The following is a 14764-nucleotide window of genomic DNA, read 5'->3' on the forward strand; positions in this document are numbered from 1 at the left end:
CCTGTATAGAATCGAGGGCAGTATGAATATATTAGTAGTAGACGATGAAAAGGAAATCGCTGATGTAGTAGAGCTTTATCTTCAGAATGATCAGTACAAAGTATTCAAATTTTATAACGGCCAGGATGCACTGGATTGTATCAATAATATGAAGATCGACCTCGCGATCCTGGATATCATGCTTCCGGATATTGACGGTTTCCAGATACTGAAGCAGATTAGGCAGAAGTATACATTCCCGGTGATCATGCTGACGGCGAAGACGGAGTACATGGACAAGATCACAGGACTTACGCTGGGAGCGGATGATTACATTCCGAAGCCGTTCAATCCACTGGAATTAGTTGCGAGAGTGAAAGCGCAGCTTCGCAGATATACACAATACAACGAAGGAACCAAGGAAGAAGGCGATGTGCTGGACTTCGGAGGATTACTTTTGAACCGTACGTCTCATGAATGTGTATACAATGAAGTGCCGCTGACACTGACTCCGATAGAATTTGACATCCTTTGGCTTCTATGTGAGAACCGGGGAAAGGTCATAAGCTCGGAAGAGTTATTTGAGAAAGTATGGCATGAGAAATATTATAAGAACAGTAACAACACGGTGATGGTGCATATCCGTCATCTCCGCGAGAAGATGAGTGCACCGACAGGCAAGTCTGATTTTATCAAGACTGTGTGGGGAGTGGGCTATAAGGTTGAAGAATAATTATCGGAAATTGAAATTCAGTATCCTCCTGCAGACAGTGCTGGTTACAGCACTTACCGTTTTGGTAGGAGGGGTACTGCTCAAATTTGTGATCGATGGAATTTATAATGACAGTTTTGCCAGGTTTTTTGTAGATGCTCTGGTGTTTCTGAATGTAAATGAAAAGACGGCGATCCACCTCTATTGGAAACTGGTCGGAGATAACAAGACATTCTATATGATCGTTGGTTATCTGATTCTTTTTGCGCTTTTCTTTTATGTGGCACTTTCCCAGATGACTAAATATCTGGATCAGATCGATCACGGAATTGAAAATATCATCTCGGAATCGACAGATCCCATCCACCTGATCACAGAATTAAAGCCTATCGAGATCCGGTTAAATGAGATCAAAGCGACATTGAAACGGCAGGAGCTGGAAGCAACGGAAGGTGAAAAGAAGAAAAATGACCTGGTACTTTTTCTGGCACATGATCTGAAGACACCTCTGACTTCCATTGTGGCATATCTTACGATGCTGGAAGATCATCCGGACATGCCGGAAGAAGAACGAGAAGCATATACACATATTGCCCTGGAAAAATCCATCCGGCTGGGTGAACTGATCAACGAATTCTTTGACATCACCAGATATAATCTTCAGAACATTGAATTGGAACCGGTAGAGATTGATCTCACGATGATGCTGGAACAGCTGGCAGACGAGCTGTACGGAGTTCTGCAGGAGAAGAAACTGACCTGTGAAGTGGATGTAGAAGAAGATCTGATGATCTATGGAGATCCGGACAAGCTCGCAAGAGTATTTGATAATATCTTAAGAAACGCAATTGCTTACTGCTATGCAAATACGGAGATCCGGATTGAAGCAAAGATAAAGGACGGGGATATCGAGATCACATTTACCAATGCAGGAGATAAGATTCCGGGTGATATGCTTCAGACAATATTCGAAAAATTCTACCGTGTGGATGGTTCCAGATCAACGGGAACCGGCGGCGCAGGTCTCGGACTTGCAATCGCCAAACAGATTGTGGAGCTGCACGGGGGCAGAATTCTGGCAAAAAGTGATGACAATCAGACGCAGTTTGTCGTGACATTGCCATCGAAGGAAAAGACAGAACAGAAAGAAGGAAGCAAGGATGAAGTTCATACACATCGCAGACTTGCATTTAGGGGCAAAACCGGACGCGGGAAACGCCTACAGTCAAAATAGAGAACAGGAACTCTGGGACAGCTTTCGGGATATCATAACAATCTGTAACCAGAAGAAGACAGATCTGTTGCTGATTGCCGGAGATCTGTTTCACAGACAACCCCTGTTAAGAGAATTAAAAGAAATGAATTCCATACTGGAGATGCTGGAACATACGGAGGTGGTCATGATTGCCGGCAATCATGACTATATTAAGAAAAATTCTTATTACAGGACATTTTCCTGGGCACCGCATGTGCATATGATCTGTTCGCAGGAGATCGATTGTGTGGAACTTGACCGGATCCAGACGGCAGTCTATGGATGCAGTTATCATTCCAGAGAAATCCATGATCCGGTCTATGATCATGCAGTCCCGGAAAGACGGCAGAAATATGAGATATTGCTTGCACACGGCGGTGATGAGAAACACATTCCGATCAAGAGCAATCAGATTATAACACTTGGCTATGATTATGTGGCATTCGGTCATATTCATAAACCACAGCTGTTGGTGGAAAACAGGATGGCGTATGCCGGTTCGCTGGAACCGACGGATACAGGAGATATCGGGAGGCATGGCTATATAGAGGGAAGAATTACCGGAAAAGGCTGTCAGATCCGGTTTGTACCACATGCGTTGCGGGAATACAGAAACTGCGAGGTAAAGGTGGATAAATTTGTAACCGGTCATGTACTGAGGCAGAAAATTACAGATATGATAGCAGAGCAGGGAATGCAGCATATGTATAAGATCACATTAACCGGATATCGTGATCCGGATATCTGGTATGAGTTGGATTATATGGATCCTTATGGTAATGTAGTGGAGATTACGGATCATACAAAGCCGGCGTATGATTTTACAAAATTAAAAAATGAAAATAAAGGAAATATTCTTGGGCAATACATTGAAAGCCTGGAGGGGTATCCGGCAGACAGCCTGGAGTATCAGGCGCTCTGTGAGGGAGTACGGGCGTTGATGGAGACAAGAAGAGGCTAGAACCGAAAAATGCAGATTAATGAATTATTGTTAAAAAACTTTGGAAAATTTCATGACCGGCAGATCAATCTGGAAGAAGGGATCAATCTGATCCATGGGGAAAATGAATCGGGAAAATCTACGATCCATACCTTTATCAAAGGGATGCTCTTCGGAATCGAACGGGGAAGAGGCAGAGCGGCGCAGAATGATACATTCAGCATCTATGAACCGTGGGACAATCCTAATTATTATTCCGGAACACTGAAATTTGCAAGCGGAGGGAAACATTTCCGTATTGAAAGAAATTTTGATAAATATTCCAAAAAGGCAGAGCTTGTCTGTATAGAGGATGGAGAGGTCCTTTCTGTAGAGGACGGGGATCTGCGGATGCTGCTTGGAGAGATGAATGTTGACCGTTATGAGAATACGGTTTCCATGAGCCAGAGAAATGCACAGATGGGCGAAAGTATGGCGATGGAATTGAAAAATTACGCGACAAATTATTATACTTCAGGCAATGGAGAGATCGATCTGAATGGGGCGTTGGAACAGCTGAAAGGCAGGAAGAAGGTTCTGGAAAATGAGATTCGCATGGAGATGTCCAGAAAGCAGCAGAAGCGTGAAAAACTGGAACAGGAAGTCTCGTTTATCTGGCGTGATGTTCATCATCTGGAGGAGGAACTCGACCGGGTGGAGGAAGAACTGGAGTACAGAGCCGGAAAAGAGGAAGAAAAACGGAAGGAACGGCAGCTGGAAGGAGAACATGGAAAAGGTGTCATGGATGAGATACGTCCGGAAAAATGGAGGATCCATCCGATGGAGATACTGATATTCGCACTGGTTATCGTGACTGCAGTGCTCATACTTTCGAGACCATGGAATTATCTGGTGGCGATTGTACTGTTCCTTGCATTTGGCCTGTATGTATGGAACCGGATGAAAGTCGGAAAGAAACAGGTAAAGACGGAACCGGAGATCATTTTGGAAGAGATCACGCAGGAAGAAGAAAAGGTTCCGATCGAGAAGTTACGGTGGGAAAAGGCCCATATTACAGAAGAACTGAAAGAAAAAACAATTCAGTATGATAATCTTGGAGAGCAGCTGGCAGAATTGGATGAGATCAATGAACAATCCCGAGAATACGAAATGAAACGCCAGGCAGTTCAGATGGCAGCAGAGCATCTGGAGCAGCTGTCAGGAGCAATGCGCGGATATTTGAAAAGAGATCTGAATGAGAAGGCTTCTGCGATCATCCGTGAGATCACCGGGGGAAAATATACAAAGCTCGTCACAGATGAAAAACTTCATGTATCGCTTGTGACAGACGAAAAACTGGTGGAGATTGAACAGGTAAGCCGGGGAACAGTAGAACAGATCTATCTGGCATTGCGTATGGCGGTCGGAGAACTGTTGTGCGAAGAAGAGATGCCAGTGATTCTGGATGATGTGTTCGCATATTACGATGAAGAGAGAATGCTGCAGACACTTAAGTGGCTGAAAGCACATAAGAAACAGGTATTGTTGTTTACCTGTCAGAAGAGAGAAGAACAGGTGATGAAGGAAGCGGGAATTGCTTATCATAAAATAGAACTATAACGTGTTGAATTGAAGTAAGATAGAAAATAAAAATGCTGCCGGGAATTTCCAGGCAGCATTTTTAGTTTCTTAAACTTCTTCGCCGTTTTTATATTTAGTAACAACATTCTGAATTCTTTCAATCGGATTCAGGATGCTGCTGATAGAACCGTCATGGTTCAGTGTATCAATAACAAGTGCGATATATTTGCTCATGTCACAGTTGATATAATATGGACGTTCCAGAAGTTCCGGTGTCTGATAGATTAAGTTGGTAGTCAGAACAGCATCCAGGATACCTTCTTCATATGCCTGGTCAAATTTCTCCAGTCCGTTTGTGAACAGACCGAATGTAGCGGCACAGAAGATACGTTTTGCCTTGCGCTGTTTTAACTGGCGGGCAACATCTAACATACTGTCACCGGAAGAAATCATATCATCCAGAATGATTACATCTTTTCCTTCTACGGACGATCCGAGGAACTCATGGGCAACGATTGGGTTACGTCCGTCTACCACACGCGAGAAGTCACGACGTTTGTAGAACATACCCATATCAAGATTAAGTACGTTGGCAAGATAGATTGCACGTCCTGTAGCACCTTCATCCGGGCTGATCGCCATCATGTGTTCGCTGTCGATCTGAAGGTCTTTGAATGTACGGAGAAGACCTTTGATGAACTGGTAAGTCGGACGGATTGTCTCGAATCCATTTAATGGAATCGCATTCTGTACACGAGGGTCGTGTGCATCAAAAGTAATAATGTTGTCAACACCCATGCGGACAAGCTCCTGAAGAGCAAGTGCACAGTCCAGAGATTCACGGCTGCCTCTCTTGTGCTGACGGCTTTCATATAAGAATGGCATAATGACGTTGATACGACGTCCTTTTCCACCTACTGCAGCAATAATACGTTTCAAGTTCTGAAAATGATCGTCAGGGGACATATGATTTACATTTCCTGTCAGTGAATATGTCAGGCTATAGTTACATACATCGACCATAAGATAAAGGTCTTTACCACGAACAGATTCGTTGATGATACCCTTGGCTTCACCAGAACCAAAACGTGGAACTTTTGCATCAATTAAGTATGTGTCTTTCTCATAGCCTGTGAAAGCAACATCGTTCTTATGAACATGTCCATCTTCTTTTCTCCATTTTACGAGATAGTCATTAACCTTTGCTCCCATCTCTGTACAACCGTCAAGAGCGATCAGTCCAAGTGCTCCTACCGGTATATTCTCAAGATTACGATCGTTACGGCGTAACATCATTAGTACCTCCCAGGTTTAATAATTTTTTTTGGATACGGATATCATCACCGGTAATACGCAGAATGGTGTAATTACTGCTGATGCGTGAAAATGTCCGTTCCGAGTAAATAGTTTTTATATCATCCAATGCAAGGTTGGTAGATATTATGGTTGATTTCTGTCTCAATATACGTTCATTCAGACAAATGAACAGCTGGGATACAGTGAATGAATTCGGCAGTTCTGTTCCCAGATCATCAATGATCAGTAAGTCACAGTCGTAGATATGTTCGAATACATCAGAATCCTTGTTCTGCCGTTTCCCAAATGTGTTCTCTGCAAGGATATCAAAAAGTCCGGCTGCTGTAAAGTAGATAACGGAATAAGCTGAATCCATTAACTCCTTTGCAATGCAGTGGGAAAGAAAAGTCTTTCCCACACCGGTGTCTCCATACAATAGTATGTTATGAAATTCTTCAGAGAATGTATCTACGAAGTTGTGACAGACATTTAATGCGGTTTCCATGGATTCCAGAGAAGACCGTCCGGTAAGAGGATCGATATGATTTCTGGAATAATAGGTCAGAGAACAGGTTGAAAAGTTCTCTTTGTCAAGGATATCTTTGAGATTGGATTGTGTGTATAAATAGTCTACAATCGCTTTTTTGAAACAGTGACATTTGTGTGTGCCAATATAACCGGTATCCTTACAGTCGGGACACTGGTAATGCATTTCCAGATAATTGGCGGGCAGACCGTGTGATTTTAACAGTGCAGGTTTTTGGGCAGAGAGTTCTTCAATCTCTGACTTTAATGAAGATAAAGCAGTCTGGTCTCCGTCCAAAAGCAGCCTTGCCTTTTTTACACTTAAAGAAGAGATGGAATGATCCATTTCCTCCAATTCAGGAATGAGAGCGTATGCCTTCTCATAGCGTTTTCTGAGCTGAAATTCATTATCCAGTTGTTTTTGTTCATAAGTACGCATTAAGTGATCGTACTGAGAATTGGAAAGTGCCATGTAATGGAAACTCCTTCATACCTAAGTATGCAAGAAAAACTGTCAGTGACAGGCTCTCTTGCATTCATATAATAAAATCTGATATGTATAATTTATTGCTGAACCAGGCGGCGTTCCAGATCGTTCATATCATAGGAACGGCCATCGAAGTTATTGAACTTATTATTCTGGCTGCTTACAGGCTTCTGAGCCTGCTGTTGTCTCTTGCGTTCTTTTGCCAGTTCTTTTGCACGTTCTTTCTCTTTGCGGTAGTCAGCATCAACCGCATCGATATCTTTCAACTGACGGACGTTCTTGTCCTTCCAGCGCTTCAGAATGGAATCGGTGTAATCAAAGCTTGGCTGATGAATGGAATTCATCGTGCGGTCGCAGGCTTCAAGGATGACCTCCAAAGCGAATCCATATTCTTCTGACCACTTGCGGATATAAGCAATCTCAGAAGCAGCAGGACCGCGTCCTTTGATACCATATGCATTCAGGACACAATAACAATTTTTATTATAGAGAAATGAACTTGTCTTGGCAAGGTTCACAGTTGTTATGTTTTCTTCATGCCATGATAAGGCCACCTTATTAATATAATGCATACTCTTATGACCATTCTCGACACAATATTCAATCAGATATTCAATAAGTTCAGCTGACATATTCAGTGTATCATAAAAATAAGTAATCTGGTCAATATCAGTAGCAGAAAGTGTCTTTCCGAGGTACTGCTCTGCTACGAACAGTAATTCTTTGAACTCTGCACGTTCTTTGCGGCTGCGGTACTGTTGGATGTTCGTTGTAGACGCCAAAGCTGCAGAGTCAGAGACAGAGTCTGCAGGTATGGAAGATGTCATATAGCCGGACTGCACATCGTGTAATCCAGAAGAGGCTGCCGGTGAAGGAGCCGTGCTCTTTGGTGAGGGATCATCCGGAGTGTCATCCAGATAATCGAGCAGTCCTTCGCTTTTCCAGTATCTCAATGCACGAAGGATATCTTTCTCGGTGCATTCAAGAAGATCAGCCAGTTCGGAAACAGAAAGATATCCGGAGGAATGATTCATATGACGGAGAAGCAGGAGATATACTTTGACATACTCTCCATTCGCTCTGACCATATAATGGTCAATAAATTCATTATCCAGTACAGTTGCATTCGTCTGTACATATTTTGTGAGTTTTAATTCCTTCATAATAATTCCCCGTCCTCCCCGGAACCTTTGTATCGTTCGTTTCATTGTAGACACATTATAGCACCGGGAAGCCGGGGAAAAAAGGAATTTTTGAGCCGAAATCCGACTTTTTTGTGGATAAAATTGTGTGGATAATGTGGATAACTAGCGGTTAAGCAGGTTTTCCCCAATGTTTACAACGTTTCCAGCTCCCATAGTTATCAACACATCCCCTTTCTGGCATCTGTCCAGACAGAAAGATTCAATCTCTTCGAAGCTTGGGAAATAGTAAGCATCGCATCCTTTTTTCTTTAATTCTTCTGCGATCATCTCAGAGGACATGCCCAGAGTATCTGTCTCACGGGCTGCATAGATGTCTGCGAGGATCACATGGTCGGCATGTGTCAGGGCATCTACGAACTCAGGGAATAACGCTTTGGTACGTGTATAAGTATGCGGCTGGAAGATACACCAGACTTCTTTGTGCGGATATTCCTTTGCCGCTGTTAACGTAGCGTTGATCTCTGTCGGATGGTGTGCATAATCATCGATGATCGTAAATCCGTTGACTTCACCTTTGTATTCAAAACGACGGTCAGTGCCGTGGAAGGACTTCAGACCTTCTTTGATCTTGCTGAAAGGAACTCCGAGAAGATCAGCGACTGCGATTGCAGACAATGCATTGGATACATTGTGGTCTCCGTTGACAGATAAGGAGATTCGGTCGATAAATTCCCCGGATTTTATCAGGTCAAAGGAAGCTTCACCCTTCTTGTCGTGGAGAATGTTGGTTGCACTGTAGTCAAGGGAGCTGTCGTTGCCGTAACGGATCACACGGCAGTCAAGGTCTGCAGTGATCTCTTCCAGATCAGGAATGTTATCATTGATGACCAGGGTTCCGTCCTTCGGAAGTAATTTAGCGAAACGATGGAAGGAATTACGGATATCAGCCAGATCCTTGAAGAAATCCAGATGATCTTCGTCAATATTCAGGATCACACCGATCTTCGGGAAGAAATGCAGGAAACTGTTCGTGTATTCGCATGCTTCGGTAACAAAGTATTCAGAGTCGCCCACACGGATATTTCCGCCGATGGCTTTCAGGATTCCGCCTACGGAGATCGTAGGGTCCAATTCTCCGGCGAGGAGAATGTGTGAAAGCATCGAAGTTGTGGTTGTCTTTCCGTGAGTACCTGAGATTGCGATCGGCATATCATAGTTTGTCATCAACTGTCCGAGTAATTCCGCACGGGTCAGCATAGGAAGCTTCTGTCTTACTGCTTCGGCATATTCTTCGTTATCCGGATGGATAGCTGCTGTGTATACAACTACATCAATACCGGGAATGATATTAGAAGCTTTCTGTCCGTAGAATACCTTTGCACCCATCTGCTCAAGGTGATCTGTAAGGGCAGATTCTTTATTATCGGATCCGGAAATAGTAAAGTCTTCTTTTAAAAGAATCTCTGCAAGACCGCTCATGCTGATTCCGCCGATTCCGATAAAGTGTACGTGTATAGGGGTTTCAAAATTAATTTTATACATAATATACCATCCTTTATGTTCATTTTGGTAAAAATATCATCATAAAAACTACATGTTCTTCATATTATTATAAACATATATCAAAAAAAATCCAACCCGTAAGTTTTTGTAATAATTTAACAAAAAGATTGCGGAAATGTTTGAAAAATTGTAAAAATTGTTAGCAACATGGGAGGAAGTATGATATAATAAAAAAAGCAAGACTACTGAGAAGGGGTGATGACATGAGGAAAAAGGAAATGATAGCAATGTTGCTGGCAGGAGGACAAGGCAGCAGACTTGGAGTTCTCACAGCAAAAGTTGCAAAGCCTGCCGTTGCATTTGGTGGTAAGTACCGCATTATTGACTTTCCACTCAGCAACTGCATTAATTCGGGAATCGATACGGTAGGTGTATTGACACAGTACCAGCCATTAAGGTTGAATGCACATATAGGGATTGGTATTCCATGGGATCTTGACAGGAATTACGGAGGCGTAACAGTGCTTCCGCCATATGAGAGAAGTGGAAGCAGTGAATGGTACTCCGGAACTGCGAATGCGATCTATCAGAACCTGGATTATATGGAGCAGTTTGATCCGGATTATGTTCTGATCTTATCGGGAGATCATATTTATAAGATGGATTATGAGGTGATGCTGGATTATCATAAGGCACATAATGCCGATGTAACGATTGCGACAATGCCTGTACCGATGGAAGAGGCGAGCCGTTTTGGAATCGTTATCGCAGACGAGGATGGAAGAATTCAGGAGTTCCAGGAAAAGCCGGCAGAGCCGAAGAGTAACCTGGCATCCATGGGAATTTACATTTTCTCATGGAAAGCGTTGAAAGAAGCGCTTGAGACATTGAAGGACGAGCCGGGATGTGATTTTGGAAAACATATCATTCCGTATTGTCACAATAAAGGCGAGAGATTATTTGCATATGAATATAACGGATATTGGAAAGATGTAGGAACATTGGGATCATATTGGGAGGCCAATATGGAACTGATCGATATTATTCCGGAATTTAATTTGTATGAAGAATTCTGGAAGATATATACCAACAGTGAGATCCTGCCGCCACAGTATATTTCCGCACAGTCTGTGATAGAAAGAAGCATTATCTGTAACGGGGCAGAAGTGTATGGAGAGGTACATAACAGTATTATAGGATCCGGCGTTATTATAGGAGAAGGTTCTGTTATCAAGGATTCTATTATTATGAAAGACGCCAGAATTGGAAAGAATTGCGTGGTAGATAAGGCGATCATTGCTGAAAATTGTGTTGTCGGAGATAATGTTACATTTGGTATCGGAAGCGATGTGCCGAACAAATTAAAACCGGCGATCTATTCCTTTGGACTGGTTGCTGTGGGTGAAAAATCCGTGATACCGGATGGCGTACAGATTGGAAAGAATACTGCTGTCAGTGGCGTAACATCCAAAGAAGATTACCCGGATGGAGTACTGGAAAGTGGCGAAACATTGATAAAGGCAGGTGGACAGGCATGAGAGCAGTTGGAATTATTTTAGCAGGTGGTAACAGCAACAAGATGCGTGAACTGACACATAAGAGAGCAGTAGCGGCGATGCCGATCGCAGGAAGCTACAGAGCAATTGACTTTGCGCTCAGCAATATGTCAAACTCTCACATTCAGAAGGTGGCAGTTCTGACGCAGTACAATGCACGTTCACTGAATGAACATCTGAATTCCTCAAAATGGTGGGATTTCGGAAGAAAACAAGGGGGGCTTTATGTATTTACCCCGACGATCACAGCGGAGAACGGATACTGGTATCGCGGAACGGCAGATGCGATATACCAGAATCTGGATTTCTTAAAACGTTGTCATGAACCTTATGTTATTATTACATCAGGTGATGCAGTATATAAGATGGATTATAACAAAGTGCTGGAATATCATATTGCAAAGAAAGCAGATATTACAGTTGTTTGTAAAGAACTTGGTCCGAACGAAGATGCGAGCCGTTTCGGAACAATCAAAATGAATGATTCTATGCGCATTGAAGAATTCGAAGAGAAGCCGATGGTGGCACAGTCACAGATTGTATCAACGGGTATCTATGTAATCAGAAGACGCCAGCTGATCGATCTGATCGAACGTTGCGCAGAAGATGACAGACATGATTTTGTGACCGATATTCTCATCAGGTATAAGAATCTGAAGAAAATCTACGGTTATAAAATAAAAGATTACTGGAGCAACATTTCAACAGTGGATGCATATTATCAGACAAATATGGATTTCCTGAAGCCAGAAGTACGGGAGTATTTCTTCCGGACACAGCCGAGCATCTATTCCAAGGTCAGTGATCTGCCGCCGGCAAAGTATAATCCGGGAGCTATGGTTAAGAACAGTCTTGTGGCAAGCGGAAGCATTATTAATGGAACAGTCGAGAATTCGATTCTTTTCAAGAAGACATTCGTGGGGAACAACTGTGTCATTAAGAATTCCATTATTTTGAATGATGTCTATCTCGGAGATAATGTATATATTGAGAATTGCATTGTGGAAAGCAGAGATACGATTCGGGCAAATACACGTTATGTTGGTGAAAATGGTGTGAGAGTAGTCGTAGAAAAAAATGAGAGGTATGCACTTTAAGAGAAAATGGTGCAAAGGCTAGAAGAAAGGGGCTAGAAAAATGCAGATTACAGATGTACGCGTGCGTAAAGTAGCAAAGGAGGGCAAGCTGAAAGCTGTCGTTTCCATTACCATGGATGAGGAATTTGTGGTACATGACATTAAGGTGATTGAAGGAGAGAAGGGACTCTTTATTGCAATGCCTAGCAAGAAAGCTGTGGATGGGGAATATAGAGATATTGCACATCCGATCAATTCAAGAACAAGAGAGCGCATTCAGAATTTTATCCTTGAGAAATATGAAGAAGCACTGGCAGAGGATGCAGCAGAAGCATAGATGGTATATGTATCGGCGAAAAAAAGGAGCAGGAATTTCCTGTTCCTTTTTCAATAGTCATTATTCTGGATCATCTTCCAGTTGAAAATGCATCGCTTTGTGTGTGACCGGATGCTGGAAATCCAGCTTATAAGCACACAGCCGGATCGTCTGCCAGCCTTTTGTACCAGCAAGAGTCGGGTTATATTTTGTATCTCCAACAATCGGACAACCGACAGATGCGAGTTGTACACGGATCTGATGATGGCGGCCGGTATCCAGATGGATTTCCAGCTCAGTTCCGTGGAAAGCAGCAGGTGCGGTAAACAGCCAGTCCGTAACAGGAACTGTATCATAATGCAGCCGTGCAATTTTTGATCCGTTTTCCTTCGCAGAACAGATACGGGAAGTGTTTGTTCTGGCATCTTTGACCATATAATTCTCAAGTGTTCCTTCTTTTGTTGAAGGTGTATTGGCAACGAGTGCCCGGTAATATTTCCCGAATCCCTGATTCTGTAATTGTTTATTCAGATCTTTTGCAGCAGCCGGAGTCTTAGCAAAGACAAGGATTCCGGCGACCGGCTGGTCCAGTCTGTGGATGACGGCAAGGTAAGGCTCAGCTGAGCCGGGGTTCCTGGAACCACTGGATTTCGCCAGATGGTTTTTAATCAGGCTGACCATGTCCGGGTAACGGATGCTTTTGCTCTGGGTTGCGATGCCGTGTGGCTTGACACAGACTAAAATGTGCGGGTCTTCATATAATATATTTAAAGTAGTCATATACTTCTCCTTTGTTAAAACAAATGTTATACTTATTAAATCATGGAGGGGAAAAAACTGCAAGAAGCAGAGAAGAAAAAGAGGCGTCATATGACAGGGAAACAATCGGAAAGTAGAATGAAAAATATAATATAAGACGGATGCCGTAACCGACATCCGTCTTAAGAGATTTATGAAAATGATATGGGCACTTGTCTATTCTTCAATGGACTTAGGATTCTTTTTGATGATCACGTTCAGCAGAACTACCATTACGATACAAAGTACAGCAGCAACAGCAGCGTAGATCCATGTCATGTTGAATCCTGTTCTTCCATAGCTGTCCATCCAGCTTCCAACTAATGTGTACATGAATACATCTGGAAGATATCCGATTGCAGATGTGATACCTGATACACGTCCGCTTAATTCAATTGGAATACCTGCATCATCCTGAATTGCGAAGTACTGACTTCTTACGGCATAGATAAATACCAGTCCGATGAAGAAGTTTGCAATAACAACAGCGAGTGCGGATGTATTTCCTGGGATGAAGACATAAGCTACGAAAGAAACAGCAAGTCCGACACATCCTATGGCAATAACTTTCCCGCGTGAGAATTTATCAGCAAGGAATCCACCAATGATTCCGCCTGCGCCCTGAAGCAGGTAACGTACACCACCAAGAGTAGCAGCTGTAGCAGCAGTCATTCCGAAGAAACGCTGTGCAAATGTTGTAACATAACCAATTAATCCATATACACTGTAAGCGGTAAAGATGATACCGATCAGAACCCATACTCTAGGGATCAGTAAGCATTTGAACATACCTTTTGTTACAGTTGCGATAGACTCTGTCTTTTCTGATTTGGTATCTTCGATTACGATGTAGTGAAGAATACCAAGAACGATCAGTGTACCGGCACAGGTACGGATTGCAGCTGCGGCACCGGCAACTTCGTTTGTATAATGAGCAAATGCAGCAGACATTACAAATACAACCAATGCGTTGATAACTCCACGTAAGCCTTCCTGCAGACCAAACAGACGTCCCTGTTCACTGCTGTCACCAAGCAAACGTGTTGCTTTGATACAAGCTGACCAGTATGTAATAACAGTAGATACACCCATTAATACGAAGATCAGGCGGCTGATGTTATATCCCGGGAAGGTTGAGAACCATAATCCAAGGATACCAGTTGCAATGAATGAAAATGCAAGCAGCTTACGTGCAGAGAATTTATCTGCAACAATACCACCGACAAAGTAAGAGAAAGTTGCCATTGTTGCATATCCGGATGATAACATACCCATCTGAGCGTCTGTCAGATTCATTGCATTCTGAATAGGTACATAAAATGTCTCACGAATATAAGGAAGCTGGAAGATAATTCCGGCTCCGGCCGCCAGAAGTAACAGCGTGCCGTATTTTTTAATAAAAGATTTGTTCATGTTTTTCCTCCATATAAATAGCATTATGACATATGTTATAACGTGCGTATCTTCTGTTATAATCTTTCTGTTTATACATCTTATATAACGATCAGACATAACACAATATGATGCTGCAGTCATCATATGATATAGAATGTCATATAACAAAAAAAGAGAAAAGTAATGCCCGGAGGCGTTACTTCTCTCATACTCTTGTAACT

13 protein-coding genes are annotated in these 14764 nt (G+C 42.7%); 7 read left to right on the forward strand and 6 right to left on the reverse strand.

Going from position 1 to position 14764, the window contains the following annotated elements; genetic code table 11:
- The first annotated feature begins 22 nt into the window (after positions 1 to 22).
- The 4 genes from vanR to NKF87_RS00335 are packed head-to-tail and all read left to right on the forward strand — an operon-like array spanning position 23 to position 4485.
- Complete coding sequence (vanR, locus tag NKF87_RS00320; RefSeq protein ID WP_118225347.1) at positions 23 to 712, forward strand: VanR-ABDEGLN family response regulator transcription factor; 690 nt, start codon at positions 23 to 25, stop codon at positions 710 to 712.
- Positions 702 to 1925 (forward strand): sensor histidine kinase, encoded by a 1224-nt coding sequence (locus NKF87_RS00325; RefSeq protein ID WP_028088355.1) that lies wholly within the window; start codon positions 702 to 704, stop codon positions 1923 to 1925. The genes vanR and NKF87_RS00325 overlap by 11 nt, the downstream gene beginning before the upstream one ends.
- A complete protein-coding gene (locus tag NKF87_RS00330; protein WP_253583772.1) occupies positions 1852 to 2907 on the forward strand; it encodes a metallophosphoesterase family protein in 1056 nt (351 codons plus the stop codon). The genes NKF87_RS00325 and NKF87_RS00330 overlap by 74 nt, the downstream gene beginning before the upstream one ends.
- Before the next feature lie 9 nt (positions 2908 to 2916).
- A complete protein-coding gene (locus NKF87_RS00335) occupies positions 2917 to 4485 on the forward strand; it encodes an ATP-binding protein (RefSeq protein ID WP_138376044.1) in 1569 nt (522 codons plus the stop codon).
- 69 nt (positions 4486 to 4554) lie between these two features.
- On the opposite strand, the gene NKF87_RS00340 is transcribed toward NKF87_RS00335, so the two are convergent.
- The 4 genes from NKF87_RS00340 to murC form a co-directional block, all read right to left on the reverse strand.
- Entirely contained in the window at positions 4555 to 5739 is a 1185-nt protein-coding gene (locus NKF87_RS00340; protein WP_028088352.1) for a ribose-phosphate pyrophosphokinase, read from the reverse strand.
- Positions 5726 to 6739, reverse strand: a complete 1014-nt coding sequence (locus NKF87_RS00345; RefSeq protein ID WP_028088351.1) for an ATP-binding protein — start codon at positions 6737 to 6739, stop codon at positions 5726 to 5728. The genes NKF87_RS00340 and NKF87_RS00345 overlap by 14 nt, the downstream gene beginning before the upstream one ends.
- Positions 6740 to 6831: 92 nt before the next feature.
- Positions 6832 to 7917, reverse strand: coding sequence for a DnaD domain protein (locus NKF87_RS00350; RefSeq protein ID WP_226853887.1), 1086 nt, complete (start codon positions 7915 to 7917; stop codon positions 6832 to 6834).
- A gap of 144 nt (positions 7918 to 8061) precedes the next feature.
- Positions 8062 to 9441 (reverse strand): UDP-N-acetylmuramate--L-alanine ligase, encoded by a 1380-nt coding sequence (gene murC / locus NKF87_RS00355; protein WP_253583774.1) that lies wholly within the window; start codon positions 9439 to 9441, stop codon positions 8062 to 8064.
- Between the two features lie 224 nt (positions 9442 to 9665).
- Between murC and NKF87_RS00360 the strand changes: the two genes are divergently transcribed.
- From NKF87_RS00360 to spoVG, 3 genes are read left to right on the forward strand one after another with little or no spacing between them, the layout of a single operon-like run.
- The gene (locus tag NKF87_RS00360; RefSeq protein ID WP_055284741.1) at positions 9666 to 10940 is read left to right on the forward strand and encodes a glucose-1-phosphate adenylyltransferase; all 1275 of its coding nucleotides are present in this window, start codon (positions 9666 to 9668) and stop codon (positions 10938 to 10940) included.
- Positions 10937 to 12055 carry a glucose-1-phosphate adenylyltransferase subunit GlgD gene (gene glgD / locus NKF87_RS00365; RefSeq protein ID WP_253583775.1) on the forward strand — a complete coding sequence of 373 codons (1119 nt, stop codon included), beginning with the start codon at positions 10937 to 10939 and terminating at the stop codon, positions 12053 to 12055. The genes NKF87_RS00360 and glgD overlap by 4 nt, the downstream gene beginning before the upstream one ends.
- A 40-nt stretch (positions 12056 to 12095) precedes the next feature.
- On the forward strand, positions 12096 to 12371 hold the full coding sequence (gene spoVG, locus NKF87_RS00370; protein ID WP_028088346.1) for a septation regulator SpoVG: 276 nt from the start codon (positions 12096 to 12098) through the stop codon (positions 12369 to 12371).
- A 60-nt stretch (positions 12372 to 12431) separates the two neighbouring features.
- Here spoVG and NKF87_RS00375 read toward each other — a convergent pair whose 3' ends face one another.
- Both NKF87_RS00375 and NKF87_RS00380 read right to left on the reverse strand, forming a co-directional pair.
- Complete coding sequence (locus NKF87_RS00375; protein ID WP_253583777.1) at positions 12432 to 13130, reverse strand: RluA family pseudouridine synthase; 699 nt, start codon at positions 13128 to 13130, stop codon at positions 12432 to 12434.
- A gap of 195 nt (positions 13131 to 13325) precedes the next feature.
- Positions 13326 to 14561 (reverse strand): MFS transporter, encoded by a 1236-nt coding sequence (locus NKF87_RS00380; RefSeq protein ID WP_253583779.1) that lies wholly within the window; start codon positions 14559 to 14561, stop codon positions 13326 to 13328.
- Between the last annotated feature and the right edge of the window lie 203 nt (positions 14562 to 14764).

The sequence above is a fragment of the Dorea longicatena genome, from assembly GCF_024168045.1.
GTDB lineage: Bacteria > Bacillota > Clostridia > Lachnospirales > Lachnospiraceae > Dorea_A.

Excerpts from the sequence above, each read along its gene's own strand:
- vanR (WP_118225347.1), top strand. The coding sequence starts at position 23 with ATGAATATATTAGTAGTAGACGATGAAAAGGAAATCGCTGATGTAGTA.
- NKF87_RS00330 (WP_253583772.1), top strand. The coding sequence starts at position 1,852 with ATGAAGTTCATACACATCGCAGACTTGCATTTAGGGGCAAAACCGGAC.
- NKF87_RS00335 (WP_138376044.1), top strand. The coding sequence starts at position 2,917 with ATGCAGATTAATGAATTATTGTTAAAAAACTTTGGAAAATTTCATGAC.
- NKF87_RS00340 (WP_028088352.1), bottom strand. The coding sequence starts at position 5,739 with ATGTTACGCCGTAACGATCGTAATCTTGAGAATATACCGGTAGGAGCA.
- NKF87_RS00345 (WP_028088351.1), bottom strand. The coding sequence starts at position 6,739 with ATGGCACTTTCCAATTCTCAGTACGATCACTTAATGCGTACTTATGAA.
- NKF87_RS00350 (WP_226853887.1), bottom strand. The coding sequence starts at position 7,917 with ATGAAGGAATTAAAACTCACAAAATATGTACAGACGAATGCAACTGTA.
- murC (WP_253583774.1), bottom strand. The coding sequence starts at position 9,441 with ATGTATAAAATTAATTTTGAAACCCCTATACACGTACACTTTATCGGA.
- NKF87_RS00360 (WP_055284741.1), top strand. The coding sequence starts at position 9,666 with ATGAGGAAAAAGGAAATGATAGCAATGTTGCTGGCAGGAGGACAAGGC.
- glgD (WP_253583775.1), top strand. The coding sequence starts at position 10,937 with ATGAGAGCAGTTGGAATTATTTTAGCAGGTGGTAACAGCAACAAGATG.
- spoVG (WP_028088346.1), top strand. The coding sequence starts at position 12,096 with ATGCAGATTACAGATGTACGCGTGCGTAAAGTAGCAAAGGAGGGCAAG.
- NKF87_RS00375 (WP_253583777.1), bottom strand. The coding sequence starts at position 13,130 with ATGACTACTTTAAATATATTATATGAAGACCCGCACATTTTAGTCTGT.
- NKF87_RS00380 (WP_253583779.1), bottom strand. The coding sequence starts at position 14,561 with ATGAACAAATCTTTTATTAAAAAATACGGCACGCTGTTACTTCTGGCG.